15 protein-coding genes are annotated in these 14,839 nt (G+C 71.4%); 8 read left to right on the top strand and 7 right to left on the bottom strand.

All coding sequences use genetic code 11. From position 1 onward, the window contains the following. The first annotated feature begins 39 nt into the window (after positions 1 to 39). From rhaS to ACFV0T_RS03900, 4 genes are all read left to right on the top strand, one after another. Entirely contained in the window at positions 40 to 1,122 is a 1,083-nt protein-coding gene (gene rhaS, locus ACFV0T_RS03915; protein ID WP_385774117.1) for a rhamnose ABC transporter substrate-binding protein, read from the top strand. A gap of 49 nt (positions 1,123 to 1,171) precedes the next feature. Further along, complete coding sequence (locus ACFV0T_RS03910) at positions 1,172 to 1,492, top strand: L-rhamnose mutarotase (RefSeq protein ID WP_385774115.1); 321 nt, start codon at positions 1,172 to 1,174, stop codon at positions 1,490 to 1,492. Between the two features lie 123 nt (positions 1,493 to 1,615). Further along, on the top strand, positions 1,616 to 2,647 hold the full coding sequence (locus tag ACFV0T_RS03905) for a LacI family DNA-binding transcriptional regulator (RefSeq protein ID WP_385774113.1): 1,032 nt from the start codon (positions 1,616 to 1,618) through the stop codon (positions 2,645 to 2,647). A 97-nt stretch (positions 2,648 to 2,744) separates the two neighbouring features. After that, entirely contained in the window at positions 2,745 to 4,046 is a 1,302-nt protein-coding gene (locus ACFV0T_RS03900; RefSeq protein ID WP_385774111.1) for an alpha/beta fold hydrolase, read from the top strand. Between the two features lie 96 nt (positions 4,047 to 4,142). Here the strand turns inward: ACFV0T_RS03900 and ACFV0T_RS03895 are convergent, their stop codons facing one another. Both ACFV0T_RS03895 and ACFV0T_RS03890 read right to left on the bottom strand, forming a co-directional pair. After that, the gene (locus ACFV0T_RS03895; protein ID WP_385774109.1) at positions 4,143 to 5,063 is read right to left on the bottom strand and encodes an NADP-dependent oxidoreductase; all 921 of its coding nucleotides are present in this window, start codon (positions 5,061 to 5,063) and stop codon (positions 4,143 to 4,145) included. Between the two features lie 122 nt (positions 5,064 to 5,185). Continuing rightward, positions 5,186 to 5,824 (bottom strand): HD domain-containing protein, encoded by a 639-nt coding sequence (locus ACFV0T_RS03890; protein ID WP_385774107.1) that lies wholly within the window; start codon positions 5,822 to 5,824, stop codon positions 5,186 to 5,188. A 138-nt stretch (positions 5,825 to 5,962) separates the two neighbouring features. Between ACFV0T_RS03890 and ACFV0T_RS03885 the strand changes: the two genes are divergently transcribed. Continuing rightward, positions 5,963 to 6,931: a GlxA family transcriptional regulator gene (locus tag ACFV0T_RS03885; protein WP_385774105.1), complete on the top strand. Its 969-nt coding sequence runs from the start codon at positions 5,963 to 5,965 to the stop codon at positions 6,929 to 6,931. Positions 6,932 to 7,058: 127 nt separating this feature from the next. Here ACFV0T_RS03885 and ACFV0T_RS03880 read toward each other — a convergent pair whose 3' ends face one another. Beyond that, complete coding sequence (locus ACFV0T_RS03880) at positions 7,059 to 7,259, bottom strand: DUF5999 family protein (protein WP_385774103.1); 201 nt, start codon at positions 7,257 to 7,259, stop codon at positions 7,059 to 7,061. Between the two features lie 172 nt (positions 7,260 to 7,431). Here ACFV0T_RS03880 and ACFV0T_RS03875 point away from each other — a divergent pair, with 172 nt between their 5' ends. Then, positions 7,432 to 8,310: a pentapeptide repeat-containing protein gene (locus ACFV0T_RS03875; RefSeq protein WP_385774101.1), complete on the top strand. Its 879-nt coding sequence runs from the start codon at positions 7,432 to 7,434 to the stop codon at positions 8,308 to 8,310. Here ACFV0T_RS03875 and ACFV0T_RS03870 read toward each other — a convergent pair. Continuing rightward, positions 8,272 to 9,840 (bottom strand): cytochrome P450, encoded by a 1,569-nt coding sequence (locus ACFV0T_RS03870; protein WP_385774523.1) that lies wholly within the window; start codon positions 9,838 to 9,840, stop codon positions 8,272 to 8,274. The two genes, ACFV0T_RS03875 and ACFV0T_RS03870, sit on opposite strands and share 39 nt — an antisense overlap. 116 nt (positions 9,841 to 9,956) lie before the next feature. On the opposite strand from ACFV0T_RS03870, the gene ACFV0T_RS03865 reads away from it, so the two are divergent. Next, positions 9,957 to 10,562 carry a TetR/AcrR family transcriptional regulator gene (locus ACFV0T_RS03865; protein ID WP_385774099.1) on the top strand — a complete coding sequence of 202 codons (606 nt, stop codon included), beginning with the start codon at positions 9,957 to 9,959 and terminating at the stop codon, positions 10,560 to 10,562. Between the two features lie 87 nt (positions 10,563 to 10,649). Then, positions 10,650 to 11,375, top strand: coding sequence for a DUF2470 domain-containing protein (locus tag ACFV0T_RS03860; protein WP_385774097.1), 726 nt, complete (start codon positions 10,650 to 10,652; stop codon positions 11,373 to 11,375). On the opposite strand, the gene ACFV0T_RS03855 is transcribed toward ACFV0T_RS03860, so the two are convergent. The 3 genes from ACFV0T_RS03855 to ACFV0T_RS03845 form a co-directional block, all read right to left on the bottom strand. After that, a complete protein-coding gene (locus ACFV0T_RS03855) occupies positions 11,343 to 12,599 on the bottom strand; it encodes a lactonase family protein (protein WP_385774095.1) in 1,257 nt (418 codons plus the stop codon). The genes ACFV0T_RS03860 and ACFV0T_RS03855 overlap by 33 nt on opposite strands. Positions 12,600 to 12,809: 210 nt before the next feature. Next, the gene (locus ACFV0T_RS03850; RefSeq protein WP_385774093.1) at positions 12,810 to 14,066 is read right to left on the bottom strand and encodes an aromatic acid exporter family protein; all 1,257 of its coding nucleotides are present in this window, start codon (positions 14,064 to 14,066) and stop codon (positions 12,810 to 12,812) included. A gap of 194 nt (positions 14,067 to 14,260) precedes the next feature. Further along, on the bottom strand, positions 14,261 to 14,755 hold the full coding sequence (locus ACFV0T_RS03845; protein WP_385774091.1) for an FBP domain-containing protein: 495 nt from the start codon (positions 14,753 to 14,755) through the stop codon (positions 14,261 to 14,263). Positions 14,756 to 14,839: the final 84 nt, after the last annotated feature.

Here is a 14,839-nt window from a genome sequence, read left to right as displayed (position 1 = left end):
CGCAACCCGCTTCGCCGACCCTCGTAAAGGACTGTCGCCATGCGCAAGTCGTCGATCCGCCGTACCTGTGCGGCCCTCGCCGCCGTCACCTCCCTCGCCCTGGCCGTCACCGCCTGCGGCGGCACCACCAAGAAGGACGTCGCCAGTGACAGCGGCTCGGCCGCCACCGGCGGTACGGCCGACCCGAACGCGGCCACCAAGAAGGGCCTGACCGTCGGCTTCCTGCCCAAGCAGGTCAACAACCCCTACTTCACCTCCTCCGACAAGGGCGGCGAAGCGGCTCTGAAGGAACTGGGCTCCAGCTACAAGGAGGTCGGCCCGTCCAGCGCCACCGACACGGCCGGCCAGGTCTCCTACGTCAACACCCTCACCCAGCAGCAGGTCGACGCGATGGCCGTCTCCGCGCAGGACCCCGGCGCCCTGTGCACCGCGCTCAAGCAGGCCATGAAGAACGGCATCAAGGTCGTCACCTACGACTCCGACACCAAGGCCGACTGCCGCAACGCCTTCGTCTCCCAGGCCAGTGCGGAGGACCTCGGCCGCACCGAGGTGCAACTGCTCGCCGAACAGGTCGGCTACAAGGGCGAGATCGCGATCCTGTCCGCCGCGCAGACCGCGACGAACCAGAACACCTGGATCGACTTCATGAAGGAGGAGCTGAAGGACCCCAAGTACAAGGACATGAAGCTGGTCAAGGTCGCCTACGGCAACGACGACGCTCAGCAGTCCTTCCAGCAGACCCAGGGCCTGCTCCAGGAGTACCCGAACCTGAAGGGGATCATCTCCCCGACGACCGTCGGCATCAAGGCGGCCGCCCAGTACCTCTCCGGCTCCAAGTACAAGGGCAAGGTCAAGCTGACCGGCCTGGGCACCCCCAACGACATGCGAAAGTACGTCAAGAACGGAACCGTCGAGGGCTTCGAGCTGTGGGACCCGGCGAAGCTGGGCGAGCTCGCCGCGCGCACCGCCGTGGCGCTGGCCTCCGGACAGATCACCGGCAAGGAGGGCGAGACCTTCACGGCCGGTGCCATGGGCTCGTACACCATCGGCAAGGACGGCGTGATCAGCCTGGGCAAGCCGACCGTGTTCGACGCGAAGAACATCGACCAGTTCGACTTCTGATCCGCCCGGCCGTCCCGAACCCGAACACCCCTGCACCGGAAGGCTGTCGATGCGGCGCGTGTGCTTCCTGCTGAAGGTCCGGGCGGACCGCCTCGACGAGTACCGCGAACGGCACGCCGTCGTGTGGCCGGAGATGCTCGACGCGCTCTCCGCCACCGGCTGGCGCAACTACTCGCTCTTCCTGCGCGAGGACGGCCTGCTCGTCGGCTATCTGGAGACCGAGGACTTCGACGCCGCCCGCGCCGGCATGGAGGCGACCGAGGTCAACGCCCGCTGGCAGGCGGAGATGGCGCCGTTCTTCGAGTCGCTGGACGGCGCCGCACCCGACGAGGCCATGAGACCCCTGACAGAGGTCTTCCACCTCTCCTGACCCGCGGTTCCGTAGGAGAAGACGCCGTGCCGACCGTCCGATCGAAAGACGTTCGTGCCGGTCATGACGGTAATGTGAAGGCTTTCCCGCCGCTCCTCGTTCCCCCTTGGAGGTCCCCGCCCGATGGTCCAGTCGGTGGGTATCAAGGACGTCGCCCGCGCCGCCGGAGTCTCGGTCGGCACGGTCTCCAACGTCATCAACCGTCCGGACACGGTCGCCGGCGAGACCCGGGCCCGGGTGCTGTCCGCGATCGACCGGCTCGGCTACGTCCGCAGCGAGTCCGCGCGCCAGCTGCGCGCGGGCCGCAGCCGGATCATGGGGCTGCTCGTCCTCGACATGGGCAATCCCTTCTTCGTGGACGTCGCACGCGGTGCCGAGCGGGCCGCGCGCGAGGCGGGCCTGGGCGTGATGGTCTGCAACAGTGCGCAGAACCCCGGCGAGGAGGCCGAGTACCTGTCGCTCTTCGCCGAGCAGCGGGTGCGGGGCGTGCTGCTCACCCCGGCCGACGCCACCGGACGCAACATCGAGGGCTTCCGCCGGCACAACATCCCCTTCGTCCTGGTCGACCGGGTGGCGGAGGGCACCACCGAGTGCTCGGTCTCCGTGGACGACGTGGCGGGCGGCGCGCTGGCCGTACGTCATCTCGTCGACGCCGGACACCGCTCCATCGCCTACGTCAGCGGGCCGCCCGGCCTGAACCAGGTCCGCGACCGCCGCACCGGCGCCCTGAACGCGCTCGCCGAGGCGGGCCTCGGCCCCGACGCGCTGCGCGAGCTGCCCACCGAGCGGCTCGACGTCGCCGCGGGACGCGACGCGGGCGCCCGGCTGCTCGGCCTCGCCGACCGGCCGACCGCCGTCTTCTGCGCCAACGACCTGCTCGCCCTCGGTGTCCTCCAGGCCGTGTACGCGGCCGGCGTCACCGTCCCCGACGAGCTCGCGATCGTCGGCTACGACGACATCGAGTTCGCGGCCGCCGCGGCCGTCCCGCTCACGTCCGTACGTCAGCCCGCCGTCACGCTGGGCGCGCTCGCCGCCGAACTGCTGCTCGAGGAGACCGAGACGGAGGCGGAGGCTGGACGCAAGCCGCACGAGCACCGGCGCGTGGTGCTCCAGCCCGAGCTGGTCGTCCGGCGCTCCAGCCTGCCCGGGCGCTGAGTGGCCGTTCAGTAGCTGTTCATGATCCCCGGTCGGGTCCGGCCGCGGCGGATGTGCTGAACTGGGACGGCCCAGTCCGTCCGTACGGGGAGCTCTGTTGACCGTCAGCTACCGCCAGCCCGGTGTCGTCCTCACCGACCGCCGGTTCACCGTGCCTCTCGACCACGACGACCCGGCTGGAGAAACGATCCGGCTGTACGGCCGGGAGGTCGTCGCGAGCGACAAGTCACGCCAGGACCTGCCGTGGCTGGTCTACCTCCAGGGCGGCCCCGGCTTCGGCGCCAACCGGTTCGTCGGCAGGCAGGCCTGGCTCGGCCGCGCCCTGAAGGAGTACCGCGTCCTCCTCCTGGACCAGCGCGGCACCGGCCACTCCACGCCCGCCAACCGCCAGACGCTGCCCCTGCGCGGCGGCCCCGCCGAGCAGGCCGACTACCTCGCCCGCTTCCGCGCCGACTCCATCGTCCGGGACTGCGAGGCGATCCGCCCGCAGGTCACCGGCGGCGACCCCTGGACCGTCCTCGGCCAGAGCTTCGGCGGCTTCTGCACGGTGACGTACCTGTCCTCGGCCCCCGAAGGCCTGGCCGCGGCCGTGCTGACCGGCGGCCTGCCCTCCCTGCACGCCCACGCCGACGACGTCTACCGGGCCGCCTACCCGCGCATCGAACGCAAGACCGCCGCGCACTACGCCCGCTACCCGCAGGACGTCGAACGCGCCCGCCGCATCGCCGACCACCTCCTCCAGCACGACGTGGTCCTGCCCAACGGCTACCGGCTGACCGCCGAGGCCTTCCAGTCGCTGGGCATCCTCCTCGGCGGCGGCGACGGCAGCCACCGTCTGCACTTCCTCCTGGAGGACGCCTTCGTGCGCACCCCGGGCGGCCCGGAACTCTCCGACGCCTTCCAGGAGGAGGCCCAGAGCCTGCTGTCCTACGCCGGACACCCGCTCTACGCCCTCGTCCACGAGGCGATCTACGGCCAGGACGGCCGGCCCACCGACTGGTCGGCCGAACGCGTCCGCGCGGAGTTCCCCCAGTTCGACGCGGCGAAGACCCTCGCGGGCGACGGGCCGGTGCTGTTCACCGGAGAGTCCGTCCACCCCTGGATGTTCGACTGCGACCCGGCACTGCGCCCCCTGCGCGAGACCGCGGAACTGCTCGCCGCCCGCACCGACTGGCAGCCCCTCTACGACCCCGCGCGCCTGGCCGCCAACGAGGTGCCGGTCGCGGCGGCGGTGTACCACGACGACATGTACGTCGACGCGGCCCACTCCCTGGAGACCGCGCACGCCGTCCGGGGCCTGCGCACCTGGGTCACGGACGAGTTCGAGCACGACGGCGTCCGCGCGGGCGGCCCCCGGGTCCTGGACCGGCTCCTGGCACTGACCCGAGACGAGGTCTGAGGCCGGTAGGTACGGGCTGCGCCGGACCGGCGCAGCCGAGGGCGGAGTGGGGTGCGCCGGGCCGGTCCGGTGGATCGGCGGACGGCGCTCTCGTTTTCAGTCCTCGGTCACTCGGATGATCGTCCTGCCGTTGACGCGCTGTCCGGGGGCGAAGGCGGCGGGTGCCTCGGTCAGCGGGCGGACCGCGCCGATCCGCACGTCGAGCCGTCCGTCCCGGAGCCGCTGCGCCAGGTCCGCGAGGCGCGCGCGGTCGGGTTCGACGACGAAGAACAGCGCCCTCCCGTCCTTGGGCCGAACGGTGGGCGGCTGGGCGATCGTGACGAGCGTGCCGCCGGCGCGTACGAGCGCGGCCGAGCGGTCGAGGATGTCACCGCCGATCACGTCGAACACCACGTCGACCTCGCCGGCGTCCTCCAGCGGGTCGCCCTCGAGGTCCAGGAACGTGTGCGCGCCCAGCGTGAGGACGGTGTCCCGGTCGGCGGACCGACCGGTGCCGATCACGCGGGCTCCCGCCTCCAGCGCGAGCTGCACCGCGACCGAACCGACGCCACCAGCGGCGCCGTGGATCAGGACGGTCTGGCCGGTCGTGAGCCGCGCGTGGTCGAACAGGCCCTGCCAGGCGGTCAGTCCGGAGATCGGCAGCGCGGCCGCCACCGTGTGGTCGACATCCGCGGGAAGCGGGGCGAGGTTGCGGGCCTCCACGGCGACGTACTCGGCCAGCGAGCCGTCGCGGGCCCAGTCGGTCAGTCCGAAGACCCGCTGGCCGACGGTGAGGCCGGTGGTTCCGTATCCGAGCTCCGCCACGACACCCGAGACCTCGTGCCCGGGCACGCTCGGCGTGCGGTCGCGGCCGGCGCGGTCGGACCACGTCGCGGGCCAGTCGAGCTCTCCACGGGTGAATCCGGCGGCATGCACCCGCACGATGACGTCGTTCTCGGCGGCATGGGGACAGGGCAGGTCGGTCAGGGTCAGCCCGCTGACGCCGGCGTCGCGGTCCGAGGTGGTGATGGCTTGCATGACTGGTTCCTTCGTCCGGTTCCGAAAAGTGCCTGTATCTGCCTGTGTCGATTACGTCAGCGGAGTCGTGTCGTTGCCTCTCGTAGGCATCGCGTCATCGGAATTCCTCGGGCTCTTCGGAATCAATTCGGCCAGGGCGCGTCAATGACGCGCTCGACCATGCTCGTGCGGTGGAAACCTGGAATGAAGTGTTCCAGTACGTCCGAATTGACGGTCCCGTAGGTGGTGTCCGGACGATTCTTGAGCCCGTCGACGAATTCCTGCAGGAATCCCTCCTTGAATTGTCCGCGCGGATGGGCGGCAATGATCTCGTCCACCGGGTCGCCGTCCAGCCGGTCCAGCCCCCAGCCGACCACGTCGGTCAGCACGCCGTAGTTCGTGGCAGCCGTCACCGGGTCCATACGGCCTGGAATCCCGGGCGTCGTGTGCAGCGCGATCGCCGTCCAGACGACGTCGGCGGCACTCTTCGAGAACCCGCGGTCGAGCAGGAACTTGCGCGCGTGGTCGGCGCCGTCGAGCTCGAAGCGCTGCTCCCTTTCCGAGAACGGGGTCGAAAGCCCTGTGTCGTGGAACATCGCGGATATGTAGAGAAGCTCCGGATCAGGCTGGAGGCCGAGATCGCGCGCGTGCAGGGAACCGAAGAGGAAAACGCGCCGGGAGTGATGGAAGATGAGCGGGCTGGCCGTTTCGTGAAGAAAAGCGGTGGCCTCCGCCACTGCCGCGGTCTCGGGTATTTCCACTGCTGCGATGATGTCGGTCATGATGTTCACGCCTTCGGTGAGACAGTAAGGAGCAAGCAGCGCCTGTTCTCTGTTCTCTACGATGCCGACTGTTCGGCGTCGCTGCCGCCTCGGTCGGGCCAGTAAGCACTTGAATCCAGACATCTGAGGAAACGGACTGTGAGCTCCGCAACGCATCGGGTCGCGATCCTCGTCTACGACGGGGTCACGCTGCTGGACGTCGCCGGCCCCGCGGAGGTGTTCGGGGAAGCGAATCGACTCGGTGCCGACTACCGGATCACCCTGCTGTCGACGTCCGGCGCCGACATCGCCTCGTCGATCGGCGTACGGATCGCCGTCGACGGCGGCCCCGCCTGCGAGCCGGACCCCGACACGTTCGTGATGCCGGGCGGGGCCGTGTATCCCAGAACGCCCGTCACCCGGGAGCTGAGCGAGGCCGCTCGGGAGCTGGCGGCCCGATCCGGCCGGGTCGCGTCCGTCTGCTCCGGAGCGTTCGTCCTCGCCGCCGCCGGCCTTCTGGACGGCAAGCGGGCGACCACCCACTGGAAGATCGCGCACGAACTCGCCGGGCGGCACCCGAAGATCCGCGTCGAACCCGATGCCATCTACGTGCGCGACGGCACCACGTACACGTCGGCGGGCGTCACCGCCGGCATCGACCTGGCGCTGGCTCTCGTCGAGGAAGACCACGGCCCCGACCTGAGCCGGGACGTCGCCCGCGCCCTGGTGGTCTACCTGCAACGCGCGGGCGGCCAGTCACAGTTCTCCGCGCCCCTGCAGGGCCCACCGCCCCGGTCCCCGGCCCTGCGCACCGTCGTGGACCTCGTGATGGCCGACCCCGCGGGGAACCACTCCCTCGGTGAACTCGCCAAGCACCTCAACGTCAGTTCCCGCCATCTCACGCGGCTGTTCCGAGAGGAGCTGTCCACCACACCGGCCCGCTACGTCGAGTCGATCCGGTTCGACATCGCGAAGGCTCTGCTCGACCAGGGGCATACCGCGACACAGGCGGCGTCTTCGGCCGGGTTCCCGAGTTACGAGAGTCTCCGGCGGGTCTTCGCGCGGGAGTTGTCCATCAGTCCCGCCGCGTACCAGCGCCGCTTCAGCACCGCCCGCCGCACCCGGTAGCGCCGGCAGCCGTCCACCGCGGCGGCAGCTCGGGCGGGAACGCAGCGGGGTCGGCTGTGTCGGCGCCGGCCGACCTCGAGCCCCTCGCCCGCCTCGGTCTGGCCGTCCTGGTGGGCTGACCTGCGGTTCAGGCGGCGACGGCGAGCGGGCCGAGGGTGCGGCACGGCCCCACGACCCGTCCGTCGGGCAGCAGCTCACCGGTGTCGTCGAAACGGATGGTGCCGTTGCACAGCAGGCTCCAGCCCTGCTCCGGGTGGGCCGACACGATCACGGCGGCGTGGTGGTGCGGGCTTTCCGCGTGGGGACACGGGGGCTGGTGACTGCACATGACGTCTCTCCTCGATCCGCTGGCTCCTGCCTCGGCCGGCTCCTGTCCTCTTGATACCCGGGACAGTTTTCCGTTGGATGAGGAGACCCCCACGAAGCAGCGAACTCGACGGTGAGTTCTGCTGTCCGACCGAGGCGGGGAGGCGCGGCGCCCGATCAGTAGGGTGGGCGTCATGCCACATGAGATACCGGTCGAGAGTTCCGCCGGGATACCGGTCGAGATATCCGTCGGGACGATCGACCGGGGCGACCTGCGCGGTGACTGCGGGCGGTGTTTCGGGCTGTGCTGTGTGGCCCTGCCCTTCGCCGCCTCGGCCGACTTCGCCATCGACAAGGACGCCGGGACGCCCTGCCCGAACCTTCGGGGCGACCACCGCTGCGGCATCCACGCGCGGCTGCGTGAGAAGGGCTTCAACGGCTGCACGGTCTACGACTGCTTCGGCGCCGGGCAGAAGGTCTCGCAGATCACTTTCGGCGGAACCGACCGGCACGGCGGGGCCCCGGAGCGGGCCCGCCTCATGGCCGACGTCTTCCCGGTCGTCCGGCACCTGCACGAGCTGCTCTGGTACCTCACCGAGGCGCTCACCCTGCCCGCGGCCCGCCCCGTCCACGCGGACGTGCGCCGGATCCTGGCCGAGACGGAGCGGCTGACCCTGCGGACCCCTGGTGAGCTGGCCGCGCTGGACGTCGGCGCTCACCGGCAGAAGGTCAACGTCCTCCTGCTCAGGACCAGCGAACTCGTCCGGGCGGGCACCCGCGGTCGCGGGAAGGACCGGCGGGGCGCGGACCTGATGGGCGCCCGGCTCAAGGGCGCAGACCTGCGCGGCGCGAGTCTGCGCGGCGCCTGTCTGATCGCCGCCGACCTCACCGGCGCCGACCTGCGGGGTACCGACCTGATCGGCGCCGACCTGCGCGACACCGACCTCTCGGACGCCGATCTGACCGGCGCGTTCTTCCTGACGCAACCGCAGCTCAACGCGGCCCGCGGCAGCGCCGGCACCCGGCTGCCGGAGTCACTCACCCGCCCCGCGCACTGGACAGCGCGGCTCTGACGGAGCCTCCTCCCGCGCCGCCGGGCCGACCTCCGCCGGGCCGGCGGTGCGCCGCTCCAGGTGCAGCCGCAGCCCCTCCGGGATCAGCGTCAGGCGCTCGGCCACCCGGAGCCGGTAGCCCGGGTCGGGCCGCAGCTCGTAGCGGCGCAGCAGCAGCCCGAGCACGAGTGTGGCCTCGTGCAGTGCGAACTGACGTCCGATACAGGCCCGCGCTCCGGTCCCGAACGGCTTGAAGGTGTGCGCGGCACGGGCCCGTACGGCCTGGGCGTCGAAGCGGTCCGGGTCGAACCGTTCGGCGTCCTCACCCCACACCTCGGGATCACGGTGCAGCATCGCCGTTAGTACCAGCGCCCAGGCCCCCCGCCGCATCGGATGCTCCCCGCCCAGCACCGTGTCCTGCCGCGCCTCCCGGGCGAAGGCGGGCGCCGTCGGCCACAGCCGCAGCGCCTCGTCCAGCACCCGGCGCACGTACCGCAGTCTGGCCACCTGCTCGTACCCGGGCACCGCCGTGTCGCCCCACACCCGGTCCACCTCGGCGCGGGCGCGGGCCGCGACTTCGGGGTGCCGGGAGAGGTAGTGCAGGGCGAAGGAGAGCGCGCCCGAGGTCGTCTCGTGGCCCGCGACCAGGAACGTGATGACCTGGCGGCGCACGTTCTGCGCGGACAGCCGTTCCCCGGTCTCCGGGTGGGCGGTGCGCAGCATCCGGTCGAGCAGATCCGCGCCGCCGTCGCCCTCCTCGCCCGCCGCGCGCCGGGCCCGTACGAGGTCGTCGACCGTGCGGTTGAGGTAGGCGATGTCGGCGGTGTTGCGCCGCCCCGCTCGCCTCAGCAGCAGCGGGATCAGCGGCGCGGGCACGGTGTTGAGCCGCTGGGCGTGGCTGAGCGTGCCCACCATGGCGGAGACGAAGGGGTGCGGGCGGTTCCGCTCGAAGGATCCGAAGTCGTGTCCGAAGCCGGTGCGCGCGATCGTCTCCAGGGTCAGCCGGGTCATGTCGCCGGGCACGTCCACGGACCGGCCCGCCGCGAGCGCCCCGTCCCAGTGGTCGGTGAGCCGCCCGGCCACGTCCAGCATCATCGGGTGGTAGGCCGCCATCGCCTCCCGGCTGAAACCCGGGGCCAGGACGTCGTGCGCCAGCTGCCAGTTGGGCTCGTGGTTGTACGCCGTGAACAGGGCGTCCCCGACGACCGGCCGCAGATTGGCGATCCCGAGCCCGACATGCTTGGCGAAACGGGCCTCGTCCGCCATGTCGGCCGCGAGTGCGGCCCCGCACACGAAGACGAACTCCCGTCCGAACACCTTCCGCCGGAAGATCGGCCCCAGCTGCCGGGCGAACCGCAGCGAGTCCTGGACGGGGGTGCGGCGGCTCGCGCCGAGGATGTCGCCGAGCACGGGCAGCCGGTGCGGCGGATGCGGAACGCGGTGCAGTTCGGGCCAGCCCTGCTCGGCACTGCGGAACCCTCTCGGCAGCCCGTTGCCCGCCGTCTCCGTCTCCGCCGCAGTCCCTGTCGCGGGCGTCGCCGTCTCCGCCATCTCCGCCATGACGCGATCTCCCTTGATCCAGCGGCACGTTGAGCGTGTTGTACGTGGGTTCAATAACGGGTCCAGTCTGGTCCGGCAGTTGAACCGACGTCAAGTAAAGTGCGGCCATGGCCGCGAACCAGGGGGACCGCACGCGCCGCCGGCTCAGTACCGGGGAGCGTCGCGAGCAGCTCCTGTCGGTCGGGGCGCGGCTCTTCTCGGAGAGTCCGTACGACGACGTGTGGATCGAGCAGGTCGCCGAGATAGCGGGTGTCTCCCGGGGCCTGCTGTACCACTACTTCCCGACCAAGCGGGACTTCTTCGCGGCGGTCGTGGAGCGCGAGAGCGAGCGGATGCTGCGCATGACGGCCGCCGTGCCCGGGGTCCCGGTGCGCGAGCAGCTCACCGTGGGGCTCGACGCGTATCTGGAGTACGTCCGTTCCCACGCGCACGGCTATCGCGCCTTCCATCGCGCGGACGCGGCGGGCGACCAGGCCGTACGCCGGGTCTACCGGCGGGCGCTGGCCGCGCAGGAGCGGCAGATCCTGGCGGCGCTGGCCGCCGACCCCGAGTTCGGCCCGGCCTTCGAGGGGCGGCCCGATGTGCGGCTGGCCGTGCGCGGCTGGCTCGCGTTCACCACGGCGGTCTGTCTGGAGTGGCTGCGCGGCGAGGAGATGTCCCGGGAGCAGGTGCGGGACCTGTGCGCGCGGGCGCTGATGGGGCTCATCTCGTAATCGCACAGGCGTCCTGAGGTGGTGCGTGGTTGGCGTGCGCCCCGATCTTCGATAGGTTAGGCAAGGCTTACCTAAGGAGGATTCGGGATGGGTGACAGCCAGACCTGGACGGCCGCGCCGTCCGCCGCGGAGCGGGCGCGTTCGGTGCTCGCCGCCGCGTGGTCGTGCGCGGTGACCGCGGAAGGCGGACGCGAGGAGTACGTCGGCGCGCATGCCGTGGACGACGACGGCCGGGTGCTCCTGCACGTGCCCGACGACAGCGCCCTGCTCACGGCCGCGATCTGCGCGCCCCGCGGGGAGCCGTCCGCCGTTCTGGAGTTCGCCGACGTGGCGCCCGTCGCCGTGCGCGACCGGATCCGCGGCCGGCTCTGGCTGGCCGGGTGGTTCCTGCCGGTGGACGGTCACCTCGTCTTCCAGGCCACGCGGGTGGTGCTGCGCCGGCCGTCCGGTGCCGTGGTCGTCGGCCTCGACGAGTTCGCCGCCGCCGAGCCCGACCCGCTCGCCACGGCCGAGGCCCATCTGCTGAACCATCTCGCCGACGCCCACCCCGACGCGGTCGAGCGGCTCACCCGGCTCGTGCGGCCCGAAAGCCTGCACGGCGCCGTCCGCGTGCTGCCGCTCGCGGTCGACCGGCACGGGCTGACCCTGCGCATCGAGCAGGCCCGCGCCCAAGGCGAGGTGCGGTTGCCCTTTCACGCGCCCGCCGACGATGTCGCGCAGCTCACCGAGCGCATGCACGTCCTGCTCACCCAGGCGAGCACCGCGTCCTGCCCCCGCGCGCTACAGCGGCAGCGCACAGACCGCGACGGGTGAGGCGAACGGCTCGCCCGCGAGGCGCAGTTCACCGTTCTTCGCGTCCACGTCGAAGACGCTGACCGTGCTCGACCGCTGGTTCGCCGCGAACAGCAGCCCGCCGTCCGGCGAGAACGCGATCTGCCGCGGGAAGTCGCCGGCCACGGGCACCGTGCCGAGCGGCCTCAGCCGCGCGCCGTCCGCCTCCACCGCGTACCGCGCCAGGTTGTTGTGGCCCCGGTTGGCGAGGAACGCGTACGAGCCGTTCGCCGTCACCAGGAACTGCGCCGGGTAGTTCGTGCCCTTGCCGCCGCCGGTGGACTGCGGCGCGCCGATGCTCAGGCGTCCGGTGGCCGGGTCGTACGCGCAGACCGCCATCGTGTCGTCGACCTCGTTGGCGAGGTAGGCGTACCGCCCGCCCGGGTGGAAGGTCAGCTGCCGCGGACCGGCGCCCGGCCGGGTGTGCGCCTGCGCGACCTCCGTGAGCGTGCCGGCCCGGTCGTCCAGGCGGTAGGTGTAGACCGTGTCCGTGCCGAGGTCGACGGCGAGAACGTGACCGCCGTCGGGGCTGGTGACGACCTGGTGGGCGTGCGGGCCCTGTTGGCCCGGTCCGGGCGCGGGGGAGGAGTGGACCACCCGGTCGGTGCGCTCGCCCAGCGCCCCGGAGGCGTCGATCCGGTGCACGGCCACGCTGCCCGAGCCGTAGTCGGCGCTGAGCAGCCAGCGGCCGCCCGGATGGACCGACAGCTGGCAGGGCTGCGCGCCGCCCGTGGCACGGCTGCCCAGGATCCGGCGGTCGGACAGCCGTACCGCGGTCACGGCACCCTGCTCGCGCTCGTCGACCGCGTACAGCGTCCGGCCGTCCGGATGCACCGCGAGGTACGACGGGTCGGGGACGCCGGTGAGGGTGCCGGTGCCGGTGATACGGCCCGTTCCGGTGTCGTAGGTGGCGAGGCCGATGCCCTTGCCGCCGCCCTCGGCGGACGTGTAGGTGCCGATGTAGAGGGGGCGTGGGCCGGAGTCCGCGCGCTTGCGTGACGTCTCCCGCGCGCTGTCCGGTTGCGGCTGCCGCGCGCTGTCCGGTTGCGGCTGCGGCGCCTCGGCCCCGACCGTTCCCGGTGCCTTCGTGGCCTCCGACGTCGTCCCGCAGGCACCCAGAGCCGTCGCCGCGGCCGCTCCGCCGAGCGTGCCGACGAAGCGACGCCTGCTCCAGCCACCGCGCGACGCTTCTGCCTCACCGCTCATATGCGCACCTCAGGTCGTCGGTTGCCCTGTTCGTCACACCCACCTTGACGTGGGGCACCGGGGAAGCGCAAAAAAGACAACAGGTGTTGCGCAGGACGCAACTCACGCCCTTGTGTCGCCCTCACGCACAGCGTCGCTTTCATGGTGAGGCGTCGCTTTCGGAGAGCGTCGTCTGCACGGAGAGCGTCGTCTGCACAGGGATCGTCGTCTTCACGGGGAGCGGCGGCCGGTAGCGCGGCTCCGCCGCAGCCGGGACGGCACCCGGCCGCCCGACAGCTCCCGCAGCCGAGTGATGCGCGGCATGCGCTCTCGCTGCTCCCGCGCGCAGCGGTCCAGCTCCTCCAGCAGCCGGCGCGAGCGGTGCTCGGTGTCGAGCTCGTCGATGATGCGGTCGGCTTCGGTCAGCACCGCACCGAACAGCTGCCAGTGCCGAACGTCACGCTGGACCTCCTCCAGCAGGAGCTGACCCAGCTTGTCGCGGGTGGCGGCGGCCTGCCGCAGCTCGGCGGTGAGCCGGGCCTCCGCCGACTCGGCGCTGACGCTGACATGGGTGGTGACCAGCACCGCGAAACTGACCACCGCGTCGGAGATCTCCGACAGCAGCCGCTCCACGACGGCACCCGTCTCGGGCGGGAACAGCGGCTCGGGCTCGCGCTGCTTGGCGAGGTCGGTGAGGGTACGGGCGATCACCCGCAGCACGACCGTGCAGATCTCCAGCGTGTCCAGGCCCGTCCGCAGCACCACCCGGTACAGCAGCCCTTCCCGCACGCGCGGATTGAGCCGCAGACTGTCCTCGGCCTGCCGCAGGGCCGCGTCCACCTCGACGATGTCGTGGTCGAGCCGGCGGGCCTCGTGCAGCCGCGCGGCCGCCTGTTCCACGGGCGTGCGGCCGGCGGCCTCCTCGCCGATGCGCAGCATCAGCTGCCGCACCCGGCGCGCCAGCCCTTCGATCGAGTCGCCCGCCCGGTCCACCCACACGGGTGGTGCGAGCAGCAGGTTGCAGCCGAGGCCGACGACGGCGCCGATCAGTGTCTCCACGATCCGCGCCCACGCGGTGTCACCGACGCTGGTGACGCCGAGCACCAGCATCGCGCTGATCGCCACCTCGGGCACGAACTCGTCGACCCGCACCAGATGCCCGACGGCCAGCGAGGCCACGATGAGTAGCGCCAGACTCCACCAGGTCAGTCCCACCAGCAGGCTGAACGCGATGGCTACCAGGACACCCGCCACCACGGAGTTCACCCGGCGGATGCCGGTGGTGAGCGTGGAGTACAGGGTGACCTGGACGACCAGCAGCGCGGTCAGCGGGGCGGTCAGCGGCGCGGCCTCCGGACTGAGACGGAGCGCGATGACGTAGGCGATCGTCGCGGCGGCCGCCGATCGCAGCGCCTGGACGACCACGGGGTTCCGGTGGCGTTTGACCCACCGTCCGAGGGGCTGTGTCCACTCACGAGCATCTTGCATCTCTTGGCCTGTTCCCCGTCCCTGGACTGCTCGAACGTCCCTCTTGAGGACCGAAGGTGTCCGCAGGTGTGCCCAGATTGTCCTCACCAGCCGGAAGGCGACCGGACGCGGCACGGACATGGTCGGCATCCATGGCGTCCAGGGCATCCAGGGCATCCGGGATATCGGGGATATCGGTGTGCCGCGGACCGGGCTCAGACGTACAGCTTGTCGAGGAACGCGGACAGGTTGCCCGTCGTGCGGCTGATCTGCTCCACCTCCGTCAGGCTCTCCTCGAAACGGGAGCCGGAGTCCAGGGACTTCTTTCCGCGTACGTAGAGGGAGCACGCGAGGTCGGTGCACATGTACAGGCCCACCGAGTTCCCCTCGCGGCCCGCCGCGCCCGCCTTGCGGGCCGTCATCAGCGAGACGCCGCCGCCCCGGTGGGTCGTCAGGCAGAGCGAGCACATGCTGCGATGCAGGATGTCGCGCTGCGAGGACGGAAACCGCAGGGTCACCCCGACCAGCCGACCCTCCCGTTCGGTGACCAGATAGCTGCGGTCGGGTGCGCCGGGATCTCGCCAGCCCAGGAAGTCCAGGTCGGCCCACGGGTGTTGGTCGAGATCCCGGGGCACGGCCAGCCGCTTCGCCTCGCCTTTCGAACAGTTGACGAAGGAGTCGCGGATCTCCGGCTCGGTGAGTGATCTCATGGAGGGACCTCCTGGTGTGGCGGGACGTCGACGGTGTCCCGACGCATGAACCTAGGGGTACTAGGTTTTAGCCTAGGGTAAACA

The sequence above is a fragment of the Streptomyces sp. NPDC059582 genome, from assembly GCF_042735715.1.
Lineage (GTDB): Bacteria > Actinomycetota > Actinomycetes > Streptomycetales > Streptomycetaceae > Streptomyces.
The sequence above is the reverse complement of the archived record's forward strand: the minus strand, read 5'-3'. Positions and strand labels throughout refer to the sequence as shown.